The organism is Microbacterium sp. NPDC007973 (genome assembly GCF_042958465.1).
GTDB classification, from domain to species: domain Bacteria; phylum Actinomycetota; class Actinomycetes; order Actinomycetales; family Microbacteriaceae; genus Microbacterium; species Microbacterium galbum.
In genome coordinates, this window is record NZ_JBIBJJ010000004.1 from 370,794 (window position 1) to 383,225 (window position 12,432).

14 protein-coding genes are annotated in these 12,432 nt (G+C 71.7%); 7 read left to right on the forward strand and 7 right to left on the reverse strand.

Translation table 11 applies throughout. From position 1 onward, the window contains the following. The first annotated feature begins 102 nt into the window (after positions 1 to 102). The 3 genes from ACFZA2_RS14520 (at position 103) to ACFZA2_RS14530 (ending at position 2,401) form a co-directional block, all read left to right on the forward strand. Positions 103 to 429, forward strand: coding sequence for an ATP-dependent DNA ligase (locus ACFZA2_RS14520; protein ID WP_391406219.1), 327 nt, complete (start codon positions 103 to 105; stop codon positions 427 to 429). 52 nt (positions 430 to 481) lie between these two features. After that, positions 482 to 1,687, forward strand: a complete 1,206-nt coding sequence (locus ACFZA2_RS14525) for an NAD(P)/FAD-dependent oxidoreductase (protein WP_391406222.1) — start codon at positions 482 to 484, stop codon at positions 1,685 to 1,687. 261 nt (positions 1,688 to 1,948) lie between these two features. Continuing rightward, a complete protein-coding gene (locus ACFZA2_RS14530; protein WP_076677050.1) occupies positions 1,949 to 2,401 on the forward strand; it encodes an SRPBCC family protein in 453 nt (150 codons plus the stop codon). Positions 2,402 to 2,468: 67 nt separating this feature from the next. Here ACFZA2_RS14530 and ACFZA2_RS14535 read toward each other — a convergent pair whose 3' ends face one another. After that, the gene (locus ACFZA2_RS14535) at positions 2,469 to 3,461 is read right to left on the reverse strand and encodes an aldo/keto reductase (protein ID WP_391406225.1); all 993 of its coding nucleotides are present in this window, start codon (positions 3,459 to 3,461) and stop codon (positions 2,469 to 2,471) included. Positions 3,462 to 3,612: 151 nt separating this feature from the next. Between ACFZA2_RS14535 and ACFZA2_RS14540 the strand changes: the two genes are divergently transcribed. After that, positions 3,613 to 4,095: a hypothetical protein gene (locus ACFZA2_RS14540; protein ID WP_391406227.1), complete on the forward strand. Its 483-nt coding sequence runs from the start codon at positions 3,613 to 3,615 to the stop codon at positions 4,093 to 4,095. 133 nt (positions 4,096 to 4,228) lie between these two features. On the opposite strand, the gene ACFZA2_RS14545 is transcribed toward ACFZA2_RS14540, so the two are convergent. From ACFZA2_RS14545 to ACFZA2_RS14555, 3 genes are all read right to left on the reverse strand, one after another. Next, positions 4,229 to 5,557, reverse strand: coding sequence for a Cpe/LpqF family protein (locus tag ACFZA2_RS14545; RefSeq protein WP_391406230.1), 1,329 nt, complete (start codon positions 5,555 to 5,557; stop codon positions 4,229 to 4,231). Positions 5,558 to 5,699: 142 nt separating this feature from the next. Beyond that, positions 5,700 to 7,145, reverse strand: a complete 1,446-nt coding sequence (locus tag ACFZA2_RS14550; RefSeq protein ID WP_391406233.1) for a PepSY-associated TM helix domain-containing protein — start codon at positions 7,143 to 7,145, stop codon at positions 5,700 to 5,702. Positions 7,146 to 7,385: 240 nt separating this feature from the next. Beyond that, a complete protein-coding gene (locus ACFZA2_RS14555; RefSeq protein ID WP_391406236.1) occupies positions 7,386 to 7,985 on the reverse strand; it encodes a hypothetical protein in 600 nt (199 codons plus the stop codon). Between the two features lie 116 nt (positions 7,986 to 8,101). Here ACFZA2_RS14555 and ACFZA2_RS14560 point away from each other — a divergent pair, with 116 nt between their 5' ends. After that, positions 8,102 to 9,148 (forward strand): epimerase, encoded by a 1,047-nt coding sequence (locus ACFZA2_RS14560; RefSeq protein ID WP_391406239.1) that lies wholly within the window; start codon positions 8,102 to 8,104, stop codon positions 9,146 to 9,148. 69 nt (positions 9,149 to 9,217) lie between these two features. Here ACFZA2_RS14560 and ACFZA2_RS14565 read toward each other — a convergent pair whose 3' ends face one another. Beyond that, entirely contained in the window at positions 9,218 to 9,469 is a 252-nt protein-coding gene (locus tag ACFZA2_RS14565) for a DUF3040 domain-containing protein (protein WP_391406242.1), read from the reverse strand. A 49-nt stretch (positions 9,470 to 9,518) separates the two neighbouring features. Between ACFZA2_RS14565 and ACFZA2_RS14570 the strand changes: the two genes are divergently transcribed. Continuing rightward, entirely contained in the window at positions 9,519 to 9,791 is a 273-nt protein-coding gene (locus ACFZA2_RS14570) for a hypothetical protein (protein WP_391406245.1), read from the forward strand. A gap of 1 nt (position 9,792) precedes the next feature. On the opposite strand, the gene ACFZA2_RS14575 is transcribed toward ACFZA2_RS14570, so the two are convergent. Then, positions 9,793 to 10,722, reverse strand: a complete 930-nt coding sequence (locus ACFZA2_RS14575; RefSeq protein ID WP_391406248.1) for a helix-turn-helix domain-containing protein — start codon at positions 10,720 to 10,722, stop codon at positions 9,793 to 9,795. An 86-nt stretch (positions 10,723 to 10,808) separates the two neighbouring features. Between ACFZA2_RS14575 and ACFZA2_RS14580 the strand changes: the two genes are divergently transcribed. After that, positions 10,809 to 11,273, forward strand: coding sequence for a GNAT family N-acetyltransferase (locus ACFZA2_RS14580; RefSeq protein ID WP_391406251.1), 465 nt, complete (start codon positions 10,809 to 10,811; stop codon positions 11,271 to 11,273). Positions 11,274 to 11,493: 220 nt separating this feature from the next. On the opposite strand, the gene ACFZA2_RS14585 is transcribed toward ACFZA2_RS14580, so the two are convergent. Beyond that, positions 11,494 to 12,387, reverse strand: a complete 894-nt coding sequence (locus ACFZA2_RS14585; RefSeq protein ID WP_391406254.1) for an SDR family oxidoreductase — start codon at positions 12,385 to 12,387, stop codon at positions 11,494 to 11,496. Positions 12,388 to 12,432: the final 45 nt, after the last annotated feature.

A 12,432-nucleotide genomic window follows, 5' to 3' on the forward strand; every position in this document is an offset into this window, starting at 1 on the left:
TTCGGTCTCGCCGTTGCGCACGGGGTGTCGGCGAGACCTTTCGACCACATAGCGATTGCACAGTGAAGACGGCGGGGCACGTCAGCCCGCGAAAGGACAGATGTGGGCAAGTTCATCTACGAGGGCGGCGTTCGCAACGAGTTCGAGGACCGCCTCCTCGCGCACCTGCAGGTGGTCGTCGGCAACAAGCTGCGCCGCGGGGAGCCGTTCTACTTCGTGTGGAAAGACGACATCAGCACGGGAGGCGGCCGCACGTCGGTCTGGGTGCACCCCCGCGCCAACATCGTCTTCAAGTTCAACGGCGGACGCCCGCCCGCACTGAACCGCGCATGGCTCGAGGCGCTGATGTCGACGGCCAACTCCCCCACGGGTCTGTACGTCGTCCCCGAACCCGCCGACGAGACGGTGCCGCCCGAGTCGTACGCCTGACGCGGCTGTCAAGGCGCTGGCATCCCGGCCGCCGGCGGCGGAGCGTGGAGCAATGACCTCTTCCTCCGCCGCGCCCGTACGCGTCGTCGTGATCGGCGGCGGCAATGCCGGACTCTCCGTCGCCGGGCGGCTGCATCGCGCCCGAGTCGGCGAGATCACTGTCATCGAGCCGCGCGAGCAGCACGTCTTCGCCCCCCTGCAATCTCACATCGCGGGAGGGGCCGCGCGGGCGTCCGAGGCCGTGCGACGTCAAGCCGACGTCATCCCGCCGGGGGTGCGGTGGCTGCGCGACGAGGCCTTCACCGTGGATGCCGAGACTCGGCGCGTGCATCTCGTCTCGGGGGGACGGATCGACTACGACCAGCTCGTCGTCTGCGCCGGCATGCGGATGGCGTGGGAGCAGATCCCGGGCCTGACCGAGGCGATGGCGACCCCCGAGGGCGTGTCGAACTACGACTACGACCTCGCCGCGAAGGCCTCCCCGGTGCTGCGCGATATGCGTCGGGGCACGGTGGTGTTCACCCAACCGCCCGAGCCGGCATCCTGCGGTGCCGCCGCGCAGAAGCCGATGTACCTCGCGTGCGACTGGTGGCGCGCGATCGGCGTCCGTGACGACATCCGCGTCGTGTTCGTCTGCCCCGATCCCGTGCCCTTCGGCATCCCGGCCATCGATGGCGAACTCCGTCGCAAACTCGACGAGTACGGCATCGAGGTGCGGTATCAGCGCGAACTCACGAGCGTGGATGCCGACAGCCGCACGATTGAGATCGGACACGGCGAGGCGCGCGAGACCATCGCGTACGACGTGCTGCACGCCGTTCCGCCCCAGCGGGCGCCGGAGTGGATCGCCGGCAGCGGGCTGTCGGCATCCGATGATCCGCACGGGTTCGTCGACGTCGACCCCGAGACGTTCCAGCACGTGCGCCACCCCGAGATCTGGGCCGTCGGAGACGCCGCGACCGTCGCCACGCGCCGCTCGGGCGGGGCGATCCGGCAGCAGGCGAAAGCGCTCGTGAAGAACATGACGGCCGTCCTGGCCGGCCGCACCCCGACCGCGAGGTACAACGGCTACAGCGTCGTTCCCTTCACGGTGTCGCGGGGCACCGTCGTGTTCGCCGAGTTCGACCGCGCGGGTCGGTTGCAGCCCACCGTCCCCTTCTGGCGGTCGCTCTTCCGCGAGCGCCGCCTGTCGTGGATCGCCGATCGCCGCGTGCTGCCGTGGGTGTACTGGCACCTGATCCTGCGCGGGCGCGCCTGACGGCGCCGACCCGCGGCCACGGGGCCGCGCGCCCGGTCGCTCGCGCCCGGCGTCGGGTCGCGATGAACGCCATTCGTGCGCAGAAACGCCTTGACACCGCGTTTCCGCGCACGGATGGCGTTTAGGCGGGTGGGAAGCGAGCGACGGGACCCGCTCGCGCCTATAGGGCACGAACGCCGATCCCTCAACCCCGGGGGCGGGTCGTCGGGATCGCGCGAAGACTGGGGGCAGCCCCGGAAACCCACGAGAAGAGGACATGCCATGGCACAGGTCATCGAAACCATCGACGTCGACGTTCCCGTCCGCGTCGCCTACAACCAGTGGACCCAGTTCGAGGAGTTCCCGCACTTCATGAGCTTCGTGGAGTCCATCACGCAGAAGTCCGACACGCTCACGCACTGGAAGGTGAAGATCGCCGGTGCCGAGCGCGAGTTCGACGCCGAGATCACCGAGCAGCACCCCGACGAGCGCGTCGCGTGGAACAGCGTCGGCGGCGACGAGAACCACGCGGGTGTCGTGACCTTCCACCGCCTGTCCGACACCGAGACGCGCGTGACCGTGCAGATCGACTGGGAGCCCGCGGGCGCCCTCGAGAAGCTCGGCGCGGTCTTCGGCGCCGACGACCACTCGGTGAAGAAGGACCTCGCGAACTTCAAGGAGTACATCGAGTCGCGCGGCGCCGAGTCCGGCGCCTGGCGCGGCGACGTCAGCTGACGTCCGCCCCCTCCGACGAAAGCCGGGCCCGCCTCCTGAGGCGGGCCCGGCTTTCGTCATGGCGGCGTCACCACTGCGGGTGGATCTCCGCGCGCAGACGACGGTCGTACACGTCGCGCACGAGGGCGTCGAACGCGTCGAGGTCGAAGCCGCCGTCGAGCAGGCCGCCCGCCTCGGCGTTCACGCGGGCCTGCTGCACCGAACGCGCTCCCGGAATGACCGCCGTGACGCCCTCGCGCGACGCGATCCACGCGAGCGTGGCGGCCGGCAGCGTCACGCCCTCCGGCAGCGCGGCCTTGAGTTCATCGGCCGCCGCCACGCCCTCCTCGAACGGCACTCCTGAGAACGTCTCGCCCTTGTCGAAGGCTTCGCCGTTGCGGTTGTAGGTGCGGTGGTCGTTCTCGGCGAAGGTCGTGTTCGTCGTGTACTTCCCCGACAGCAGGCCGCTCGCGAGCGGCACGCGCGCGAACACCGCGACGTTCTTCTCGGCCGCGAGGGGCAGCACCTCGTCGAGGGGCTTGAGGCGGAACGGGTTGAAGATGATCTGCAGGTTGGTCAGGTTCGGCCGCCGCAGCGCCGACAGCGCCTGATCCATGGTCTCGACCGACGCTCCGTAGGCGGCGATCACGCCCTCCGACACGAGCTGGTCGAGGGCGTCCCACGTGGCGTCGTCGTCGATGACGGCCGACGGCGGGCAGTGCAGCTGCACGAGATCGAGCGTCTCCGTGTCGAGCAGTCGACGCGAGCGATCGAGCCAGCCGCGGAAGTTCTCCATCACGTAGTTCTCGGGCACCTGGTCTTCCCGGCGCCCCATCTTGGTGGCGACGGTGATACCGGCATCCGGCCTGCTCTTGAGGAACGCCCCGATGATCTGCTCGGACCGGCCGTCTCCGTAGACGTCGGCGGTGTCGAAGAGGGTGACGCCGGAATCGGCCGAGGCCTCGAGCACGGCACGGGCATCGCCCTCGCTGACATCACCCCAGTCGGCGCCGAGCTGCCAGGTGCCGAGGCCGATCGCCGAGACCTCGCGGCCGGTACGGGAGAGGGGACGCTGCTGCATTGCGGTTCCTTTCGAAGCTGCTCCGAGCCTATCCAGCCCCTCCGACTCCGGGGCCGATCGCCGACGGATGCCGATGACCCGGCGAGCGCAACCCCGGATGCGCTCGCGCGTACGACGCCTAGCGTGGCCACACACCCACGGAAGGAACAGCATGGACATCCCCGCCGAGCGGCTCCCCGGAGCCGACGAAGAGAACATCGTCCCCGACTCCGACGGTCTCGCCGCCGATGTGCCCGCGGGCGCCGCGGGCGCCGATTCGGGAGCCGTCGGCACGGCTCGCATCGACCCCGACGACGAAGCGCGCCTGCAGGGCATCTCGAGCCAGAACGACCTGCCCGGCGTCGGCACGCGCGCCGCCGACGGACTCACCGAGCGCGGCACGGACGACGCGCGCGGCGAGGGCGGGTCGACATCGCGCCACACCGAGGACACCGGGGGCGCGGGCCACGACGACCTCCCCACGGAGGAGAACGAGGACGTCCGGACCCCGGCCTCTCCCCCGCGCAGCGACGACGGCGGCGAGCCGCACGTCGACGCCGACGACCCCATCGCGGCCTTCCAGCCGGGCGTCGGTCGCGACTCCGCGGCATCCAGCAAGATCGCCCAGGGCCTTCCCGACCCCGACGAGGCCTGACCGACCGGCGCGGGAGGTTCGGTCGTCCGGGCCTCCCGCGCCCACTCCCTTCGTCAGGCTCAGGGACCTCCCCCGCAGAAGGCTGAGCCCGGCGAAGCCTCCGCAACCCCCGCAGCCTGGCCGGTCACGAGCGTCAGTGCGTCAGGCGCAGGGCGTCCTCGGCGAGGTGGAAGAAGCTCGGCATCGCCTCCGAGACCGCGGCGACGTCGGTGTCGGCCATGAGCAGCACCACCGTCGCCTCCCCCGCGTCATCGCGCACGAACCAGCTGCCGGTCAGCACCCCGCGGCTCGAACCGCCCTTGAACGCCACGTACGGCCAGGTTCCGACGTCGAGTCCCTGGCCGGGATTCTCGCTCAGGATGCCGAGCACCTCGGCATCCTGCGTCCGCTGCAGCGCGCGGTGCACGGCGGCGACGTCGGCCGCCGACGCGAACCAGTCGAACCCGTTCCACCACTGCGACGTGGTCACCGCCTCGCCCTCCACGGCGAGGGGCGCCGCGGCGATGCGATCCAGGACCGCCCGCTTGCCGCTGTCGTCGGCGGCGTCCCACTCGGCACGTAGCGCAGGGTCGCCCCATCCGAGCGTGAAGATCTCCTTCGTGGAGGGGAAGGGCGTCAGTACCGCCGGATCGGCGTGACCGCTGCGTGCGACCGCCGCTTCGACGCGCTCGCGCCCGAGCCGCGCGATGAGAAGGTCGGTCGCCGTGTTGTCGCTGATGCGGATCATGGCCGACGCGGCATCCCGCACCGACACCTCGGTGCCCGCGGGGGCATCCTGCAACTCGCCCGAGGGCAGACTGCGGTCGGTGTCCGCGAGCACGAGGGTGTCGCCCCACGACACCTCCCCGGATGCCACGGCCTCCGCCGTCGCGAGCAGCACGTACAGCTTGAACACCGACGCCAGCGGGGCGGAGCGGTCGGCGTCGAGGGAGACCACGGTCTCGTCGCCGCGCTGGACGAGGGCGCTCACCTCGCCGGGCAGTTCGCGCAGCCGCTGCTCGACCTCGTCGAGCGAGGTCGACGGCTCCCAGGCCGGGGCGACGGGGCTCAGCAGCATCGTGGTGATCCGCCCCGCGGAGTCGATCGCGAGGGTGAGGTCGAAGGGGTCGCCGAGGGCACCGGCGACCGTGGCGCGCGCCTGCGTCTCGGTGCCGGTGTAGGCGGTGACGGTGAACGGCGCCGCCGGGCGGATCTGGCGGTTCACCATCTCGGCGACCTGCTCCGCCGGCACCTGCTTCTGGAAGTTCTCGTCCAGCACCCGAGCCCACTCCCCGGCCGTGGTGTCGTCCTCGGCCTCGAACAGGTCGAGGACCCACGTCACCCGATCCCCGACGGGGGTGGAGGGGATCTCGACGGATGCCGCGGCGTTCGCGGTCGGGACGGGTTTCGCGCTCGTGCACGCGGTGAGGGCGGCGACGGCGACGAGCGAGACGAGGGCGGTCAGGCGACGGGCGAGGGTCACGAGGTTCCTTCCGGTGGGGTCCTCCCACGCTACGAGCGGGCGGCTTCGCGCACCTCCCCCTCTCGACGGAGGTGCGCGAAACGGCCGAGGAGCGGGACGACATCCGCCGGACCCCCGTCCGCGGCAAACCGTCCCCCGGGCCTCAGCGCGCTGCCGTGCCGCGCGTCCCCGGCGGGGCACCGCGCCGCGCCCGCCACCCGACGAGCACGTCGATCACGACGAACGCGGCGAGCGTGTACCCCACGAGCGGAAGGAACAACCCCATCGCGATCGCGACGACGAGCACCGCCGCGATCCCCCACCACGGCGCCCGCCCCAGAGCCCCTCGGGCCGGTGCGGCCGCGAGACCGCGGGTCGGTCGACGCCTCCACCACATCGCGTACCCGAGCACGACGAGAGCGGCGATGCCGAGGGCGAGCGCGAACAGCACGAGCTGGTTGGCGAGGCCGAACATCGTCCCCGAGTGCAGATCGATGCCCCACCGCGAGAGTTTCGCGAGCAGGGGGTAGTCGGCGAAGTCGACGCGATCGGTCACCTGCATCCGCGATCCATCGATCGCGACGGCATCCACCTCGGTCGGGAAGCTGCGGTGGATCTCCTGCACCACCCACGCCTTCCCGGCGGCGGCGGGCGGTTTGATCTCGACGTCGCCGCTGTTCACATTGATGCGCTGCGCGATCGCGAGGACCGCGTCGAAGGTCGCGGAGTCGGCGGGGCCGGTCTGTGCCGCTGCGCTGTGCCCCGCGTGCCCGGCATGCTCTCCACCCGCGGCCCCTCCGTCGAGCGAGGTCGTCAGCGTCGGAGTGCCCTCCCCCACCGCGGCTCGGAGGTCGGACACGTGTGCCCCGGCGAACGTCGACCACGTGATGCCGGTCGCCGAGAGGAAGACCGCGCCGAGCACGACCCAGATCCCGACGGCGGAATGCCACCCCGACAACCGGCGGTAACCGGTGTGACGGCGGTTCGGACGCACGAGGTCGCGGCGGCCCCGGCGCGAGCGCACGAAGCGTCCGATCCACAGTCCGAGCCCCGCAAGGGCGACGATCCCGAGCCAGGATGCCGCGAGCTCGCTGTACCAGCGCCCCGCATCCCCGAGGTGCAGCGAACGGTGCAGATCGCTGATCCAGTGCCGTAGCGGCAGCGCTCCGCTCGTGCCGTAGGCGGGCAGATCGCCGCGGATCTCGGTCGTGGCCGGATCGACGAAGATCGCTCGCGTCGTACTCTCGGGCAGCGTCTCGTCGGCGAACATGACGCGCGTGGTCGCGCCGGCCTCGGGCGCGGGGCGCACCGCGACGGGCGTCGATCCGTCGCCGAGGTGGGCCTGCGCCGCCTCGATCTGCGCGGCGAGCGAGACCCCCGGGGCGTCCGAGGCCGCGGTCAGCTCATGCGCGTACATGATCTTCTCGAGGGTCGGTGCGACCGCGTACAGGGCCCCGCTCACCGCCGCGACGAGGATGAACGGCCCCACGAGGAGACCGGCGAAGAAGTGCAGGCGCCGCAGCAGCGGGGTGAACCACCCTGCGCTGCCGGGCGGGCGGACGGCTGGGGAGGGGGCCGCGGCCGCAGGAGGGAAGTCAGTGGCGGTCATGCGACGACCACCGGACGAAGACGGGAAGAGGGCATGGGGATGTCGCTTTCCGGGCGCGAGCGCCCGTCATCCGGCGCGCACAGCGGCACCGGCGTCGCGGCCTCCGACGGGCGACCCGCGGGCCGGCGCGTGCGGAAGGGCACGGAGAGGAAGGGGGGCGCGTCCGAGAGGGACGCGGGAGGAACCGGCGCGTGCATCGCGCGCGGCCGGATCCCCACCCGGAAGAGGGCGGGGAGAAGCTCAGGATGCCGCGAGCGGCGGACCGCGACGGCGAGCCGACGCGACGATGACGGTCGAGATCGGCACGACGTCGGCGACGACCATCGCGTGCACGCGACGAGTCGGCGCCGGGCCGCTGGAGACGGCGGCGACGCGCGCCCGCGCGCGCACCCACGCGACGCAGCGACCGGCGAGCGCCCCGAGGACGGCGACCGTGCGCTCACCGCGATACAGCATCGCCGTGGTCGCGACGGCCGCGACGAGGTGACCGGCCCACATCGCGGCATCCACCGAGACGACCGGTGCGGTGGCGTCACCCGTCAGCAGGAGCGGCGCACCGTGGACGTGACCCGCGACCCCGGGCTGGAAGCTGCCCAGCACGAAGAGCGTGTGGAAGAGCAGCTGGCTGAGGGCGACCGCGAGCCCGAGACGCGCCGGCGAGAGCCGGCGTCCGGCCAGGACGGTGCACACGACGAACGACAGGGCGAGGGGCACGACGACCCCGAAGAGGCCGGGCACCTCCCCGCCGCCGGAGACGTGGGAGAGCAGGGCGACGAAGGTGGCGACGGATGCCGCCACGGCGCCGCGCGCGACGCGCGGGGCCCGGCTCTGTCGTCGCATGGACTCATTGTGGCAGCACCGGAGGACCCGCTCCGCGCCCGACGACCAGGCTGTGCGCCGAGGATCGGCGGTTTGCGCGACTCGGTCGGTAGCATCGACCGACGACAGGAGCCCCCGTGACCGATCACCCCGCGGACCGCGACGGCGGACCCCGACCCGCTTCACGCCCGCGCGCCGTCATCGCCGGCGCGAGCGGCTTCGTCGGGCGGGCACTGACCCGCGCGTTCGAGGACGACGGCTACGACGTCTACACCGTCGGCCGCACGGGGTCCGCGGTCTGGGGGGATGCACCGGCGATCGGGCGCCTGATCGACGGCGCCGACGTGCTGGTCAACCTCGCCGGGAAGATCGTGTCGTGCCGGTACACCGACGCGAATCGCGACGAGATCCTCCGCTCCCGCGTCGAGACCACGCGCGCGCTGCACACCGCCGTCGCTGCGGCCGAAACGCCTCCACGCGTCTGGATGAACGCCTCCACCGCCACGATCTACCGGCACGAGACCGAGCGCGGCAACGACGAGATCGAGGGCGTGCTCGGCGACGGGTTCTCGGTCGACGTCGCCACAAGCTGGGAGCGCGCGTTCTTCGCCGGCGAGCTGCCCGCGACACGCCGCGTCGCGCTGCGCATGGCCATCGTCCTCGGCGACGGCCCCGCCACGCGCATGCTGTTCGCCCTCGCGAAACTCGGAGTCGGCGGGCCCCAGATCGACAGCTGGTGGTTCCCGCACCGGCGCTACCGCGGCATCGGCGCCCGTCCGACCGGACCGGTGTGGTCGTCGTGGCACCGGACGCGCGGACACCAGCGCTTCAGCTGGATCCACATCGACGACGTCGTGGCATCCGTCCGTTTCCTGCGCGACCACGACACGCTCTCAGGGCCCGTCAACCTCTCCGCCCCGGGCGTCAGCGACAACCGCACCCTCATGCGGGAGCTTCGGAGGGTGGCCCGGATGCCGTGGGGCCTGCCCGCGTGGAGATGGATGCTCGACCCGGCGATGGCGGTCTTGCGCAACGAGCCCGAGCTGGTGCTCAAGAGCCGGTGGGCGCTCCCCCGCCGCCTGACCGAGGCCGGGTTCACCTTCCAGTTCGCCGAGCTCGGTGGCGCCCTCGACGACGTCGCCGCATCGCGTCGGCCCCGAGCGCGCGACATCTTCGCCGGCTGAACGACGACGCCGCCCCGGCGCGGCCTCGAAAAGGCGGCACGCCCGGAGCGGCGTCGGTGAGACCGGTGGTCAGACCTGTCGACGGATGAAGCGCATGAGCGCGGCGATGATGCCGATGATCAGGATGATGATCCCGATCCACAGCAGGAACTTGACGGCCTCGACGAAGACGCCGAGGAACAGGAGCACGAGGCCGACGATGACGAGGATGATGGCGAGAGCTGGCATACGGTCCACCCTGCACCTCCGGGTGGGCCCGGGCCGCGCCCTTGACACGCGCCGAGCCGGCCGACATGAGCGTGTCAAGACGGTCGCCGACACGGCATCCGGCGGCTAGCGTCGAGCACACCACGACCCCGAGGAGGCGGCAATGGCCGATCGCGACGTCACCGAACACGCCAACGGACACGGCACCGGACCCGGCGAGGGCGAGTACACCGACGTCCAGCTGCCCGACGGCGAGATGGACCGCGGCAGCGCCGACCAGCCCGGCGAGTACGTCGACCGCGAGAACGCCGACGGCAGCGAGAGCCGCCCGCGCGCCGACGAGGCCGGTGCCTACACCGACGTCGAGCAGCCGAGCGGCCACGAAGCGCGCGAGGACCTCGACGACCCGGGCGAGTACACCGACCGCGATCGCTGAGTCAGCGATCCAGCGTCCGCCGCGGCGTCGTGCGATACGCGTCGCGGTAGGCCTGGACGAAGGCCGCCAGATCGACGAACCCCCAGCGGGCCGCGATGTCGACGACGCTCGTCGTCGTGGGGTCGGCCGCGAGCAGATCCGCGTGCGCGGCGCTCAGCCGCGCGTGCGCCAAGTGGTCCTCCGGGGTGGATGCCAAGTGCCCATTGGCCAGGAATGCCCGACGCAGGCCCTGCGTCGAGGTCCCGACCGCCCGAGCGGCGTCGTCGATCGTGACGGGCAGCGACGCGTGATCGTCGATCCACGAGACCGCCGCGGCGTACACCGCCGCCTGCTCGATCGCCGAAGCCCGCCGCTCGCGCGGATCGCCGAGGAGGGGGAACGCCTCGAGCGTCGCAGCGACGAGCGCCCGGCGCACGTGAGCGCGAACGAGCGGCTCGGCGAGAAGCGGCGTCTGCGTGAGCGCCCAGCGCACGGTCGCCAGCCAGTAATCGCGCAGCCGCCTCGACACGGGACCGGTGTCACCGAAGCGGATCTCCAGCGCCTCGTCGCCGTAGATCGTCCGAGCCGTCTCGCGGAGCCACTGCGCATCGAACGACAGCAGTTGCACCTCGGTCTTGTCGGGGCGGCCGATCAGCTCGTGGCCGGGCTCGACGATGCCCGGCTCCACGCTGTAGTCACCCGCGCGCGATCCGATGCGCCACGCGTATCCGGGGCCCGAGGTGGCGAAGAAGAAGCGGTCGGCCTCGTAGACGATCTCGGCTCGGCACTCCCAGGCGAGGCGTCGCAGTGCGAAGGACTCGTCGCCGACGGCGTGCTCGGAGATCGACGCGTGGTCGGCCAGGACGTCGACGTGCCCGTACTGCGCCTGGAGCCAGGCCTGCGTGTCGGCGACGCCGTCGGTACGGACGCGCGAGTCGAAGAAGTCGTTCATGGCGAGATGCGCGAGACCCCTGAAAGACGTCGCAGCACGCCCCATGATAGTTAACCTCCGCTTCGAAACCGCCGGGAGAGAACCCCATGACCGTTGAGCCCGTCATCCGCCCCATCCACCCCGACGACGCCGGCGAGGTGCTGACGATCCAGCGCGCCGCCTTCGCCAGCGAGGCGCTCATCTACGGCGATCCCGACATGCCGCCGCTCACCCAGACCCTCGAGGAGCTCGCCGCGGAGCTCGTCGAGAACCTCGGCTGCGTCGCGGTGAGCGGGACCCGTATCGTCGGTGCCGTGCGGGCCCGCCGCGACGACGATCTGCTGCTGATCGGCCGGCTGGCGATCGCGCCGGACCAGCAGGGCGAGGGCCTGGGAACGCTCCTGCTCGCGGCGGTGGAGGAGCGCGGACGGGAGGCCGGGGCGACCGAGGCCGAGCTGTTCACGGGCGGGCTGAGCGAGGCCAACCAGCGCCTGTACGAGCGCGAGGGCTACCACCGCACCGAGACCACCGCCGACGGCGAGATCTTCTACCGCAAACGCCTCGACGCCTGACCCGCTCCCGGTGGGTTCGACAGGCTCAGCCACCTCTCGTCCCCACGCCACGCCTCCGTGCCGCGCGCGAGCGCCCCGTGCCGCCCGCGAGGACCCCGAGCCGCCCGCGAGGTCGCGAGCCGCACGCGAGGTCCCTGAGCCCGTCGAAGGGACCGCACCCCCGGCACACGCCGAAGGGCCGCCGTCCGAACCCGGACGACGACCCTTCGCGGTGCAGCGCTTACGGCGTGGGCATGCCGCCATTGACGTTCAGCGTCTCGCCGATGACGTAGCTCGACTCGGCCGACGCGAGGTACACGTACGCCGGGGCGAGCTCGGCGGGCTGACCCATGCGTCCGAGCGGCGTCTCCTCGCCGAACTCGTCGACCTTCTCGTCGGGCTGTCCGTCGGTGACCTGCAGCGGCGTCCAGATGGGTCCCGGTGCCACCGCGTTGACGCGGATGCCCTTGGGCGCCAGCTGCTGGCCGAGAGCCTTGGTGAAGGTGTTGATCGTCGCCTTCGTCGAGGCGTAGTCCACGAGGATCGGCGCCGGCGAGTACGCCTGGATCGACGTCGTGTTGATGATCGTCGAGCCGGGCTGCAGGTGCGGCACGGCCTCCTTGCAGATCCAGAACATCGCGTAGACGTTCGTCTTGAAGGTGTCGTCGAACTGCTCGTCGGTCAGCGTGGTGACGTCCTCGTTGAAGATCTGCTTGCCGCCGTTGTTGACGACGATGTCGAGCCCGCCGAGGCCCTCGACCGCTTCCTTCACGAGCGTGCGCGCGTACTCGCGCTCCCGCAGATCGCCGGGGATCTGCACCACGGTCGCGCCGGCCTCGCGCAGGATGCCGGCGATGCGATCGGCATCCACCTGCTCCTGCGGCAGGTACGACATCGCGACCGAGGCGCCCTCGCGGGCGAACGCGATGGCGGTGGCCGCGCCGATGCCGGAGTCGGCGCCGGTGATGAGCGCCTTGCGCCCCGTGAGTCGGTCGCTGCCGACGTAGGTGTCCTCGCCGAGGGCGGCCTTCGGCGTCAGCTCGGCATCGAGGCCGGGCTCCTTCTCGTCCTGCGACTGCGGGTCGATGTCGGCGTAGAGCTTCGCCGGGTCGGTGAAGGTGTACTGCGTGCTCATGGCGAGTCCTTTCATGGGGGGATGCCGAGGCACGGCGCCTCGACG

What these genes read in the sequence shown, in the direction of transcription:
- ACFZA2_RS14575 (WP_391406248.1), bottom strand. Translation starts at nt 10,722, where the DNA reads ATGAACGACTTCTTCGACTCGCGCGTCCGTACCGACGGCGTCGCCGAC.
- ACFZA2_RS14530 (WP_076677050.1), top strand. Translation starts at nt 1,949, where the DNA reads ATGGCACAGGTCATCGAAACCATCGACGTCGACGTTCCCGTCCGCGTC.
- ACFZA2_RS14550 (WP_391406233.1), bottom strand. Translation starts at nt 7,145, where the DNA reads ATGACCGCCACTGACTTCCCTCCTGCGGCCGCGGCCCCCTCCCCAGCC.
- ACFZA2_RS14585 (WP_391406254.1), bottom strand. Translation starts at nt 12,387, where the DNA reads ATGAGCACGCAGTACACCTTCACCGACCCGGCGAAGCTCTACGCCGAC.
- ACFZA2_RS14540 (WP_391406227.1), top strand. Translation starts at nt 3,613, where the DNA reads ATGGACATCCCCGCCGAGCGGCTCCCCGGAGCCGACGAAGAGAACATC.
- ACFZA2_RS14525 (WP_391406222.1), top strand. Translation starts at nt 482, where the DNA reads ATGACCTCTTCCTCCGCCGCGCCCGTACGCGTCGTCGTGATCGGCGGC.
- ACFZA2_RS14535 (WP_391406225.1), bottom strand. Translation starts at nt 3,461, where the DNA reads ATGCAGCAGCGTCCCCTCTCCCGTACCGGCCGCGAGGTCTCGGCGATC.
- ACFZA2_RS14580 (WP_391406251.1), top strand. Translation starts at nt 10,809, where the DNA reads ATGACCGTTGAGCCCGTCATCCGCCCCATCCACCCCGACGACGCCGGC.
- ACFZA2_RS14570 (WP_391406245.1), top strand. Translation starts at nt 9,519, where the DNA reads ATGGCCGATCGCGACGTCACCGAACACGCCAACGGACACGGCACCGGA.
- ACFZA2_RS14555 (WP_391406236.1), bottom strand. Translation starts at nt 7,985, where the DNA reads ATGCGACGACAGAGCCGGGCCCCGCGCGTCGCGCGCGGCGCCGTGGCG.